Source organism: Hydrogenophaga sp. (assembly GCF_041633695.1).
In the GTDB taxonomy this organism is placed as follows: domain Bacteria; phylum Pseudomonadota; class Gammaproteobacteria; order Burkholderiales; family Burkholderiaceae_C; genus Hydrogenophaga.
Genome location: NZ_JBFJMY010000718.1, coordinates 1 through 1,362 on the forward strand (window position 1 = coordinate 1; position 1,362 = coordinate 1,362).

Below are 1,362 nucleotides of genomic sequence, written 5' to 3' on the forward strand. Positions count from 1 at the left end.
AGAGCGTTTCAATGCGCCTCTCAAGACACCCTAAAAGCCCCGTCTTCCTCGTGAAACGGGGCTTTTTTGTTTTTGGACATCCTGCAACGGTTCTTGCCGTCTCAGGAATTTTTGAGTGGGGTGTTTTTGGAAGACCGACCGCGCGCTCAAAACCGGCCCCCACAAGAGCGGCCCGGCTACCGCATCAGCCGCGGCGGCCTGGTCACTGGATGGCACATCCCGGCGCTTGACGGACGACCAACCGCCACCGCACCCGCTCCACGCCCACACGGAGCCCTGTGTGCATGCGGCATGGATGCCCTCCCCATTCATCACAGCGGTTGAAGAACAACTTTTCTCGCCCGTTCACCGCCCACGCCATAGACGGTGCGCCCTCTACGCGGGTGTCGCCCAGGCATGCTTTTCAGCCACAAACGGGTATCTGCGGTAAAATACGCAGCTTCTTTCGCTTTTTCAGTCTCTTCTGTAGCGATACTGGTCGTTGTTGGTGGCATCTTCAGCCGCCGTGCGGATCTTTCCGTGCCACGACCGGGCCTTGAATAGCGGACGCCACGCCGTCCACCGTTCAGGGTCGTACCTCTCTGCCCACCTTTGGGCGGATCCGCAACCGGCTTCCATCGGTTCGACGCCGCGATCAGCCCGCAGGGCTCGCGCCGCTCCTACCTTGCATTGCCGGTTCCATTTTTGTCCTCTGATCTGCCTGCCCACCCTGGGCTGCGCCAGCTCTTCACAAAGGAATTGCCATGAAAACAAGTTACTCGCTGCTGCTGGCCGCATCCCTTTTCACACCGCTGGTGGCCACCGCCGCCGAGCCCGAAAGCTGCCGCAATGTGCGCTTTGCCGACGTGGGCTGGACCGACATCACGGTGACCACGGCCGTCACCAGCAAAGTGCTCGAGGCCCTGGGCTACACCACCAAGACCAACCTGATCTCGGTTCCCGTGACCTACAAGTCGCTGGAGAACAAGGACATCGACGTGTTCCTGGGCAACTGGATGCCCACCATGGAAGCCGACATCAAGCCCTACCGCGACAGCGGCAGCGTGGAGACCGTGCGCGCCAACCTGGAAGGTGCCAAGTACACGCTGGCGGTTTCCGCAGCCGCCTACAAGGCCGGACTGAAGTCGTTTGCCGACATCGCCAAGTTCTCGAAAAAGCTTAACGGCAAGATCTACGGCATCGAGCCGGGCAACGACGGCAACCGGCTGATCCAGGACATGATCGACAAGAACGCCTTCGGCCTCGACGGCTGGCAGGTGGTGGAATCGAGCGAGCAGGGCATGCTGAGCCAGGTGGTCGCCGCTTGTTCGGGCTTCTTGTTGTCGTTCAGCACGGCGTCCATCAGGGCGTTTTCCATCTTCA

The 1,362-nt window shown here is 60.7% G+C and carries 1 protein-coding gene; it reads left to right on the forward strand.

Features of this window, described 5'->3' with window-relative positions:
* Positions 1-743: 743 nt before the first annotated feature.
* Positions 744-1,362: glycine betaine ABC transporter substrate-binding protein (locus tag ABYB95_RS23525; RefSeq protein ID WP_372662811.1), on the forward strand; the 619-nt coding region annotated here is incomplete at its 3' end.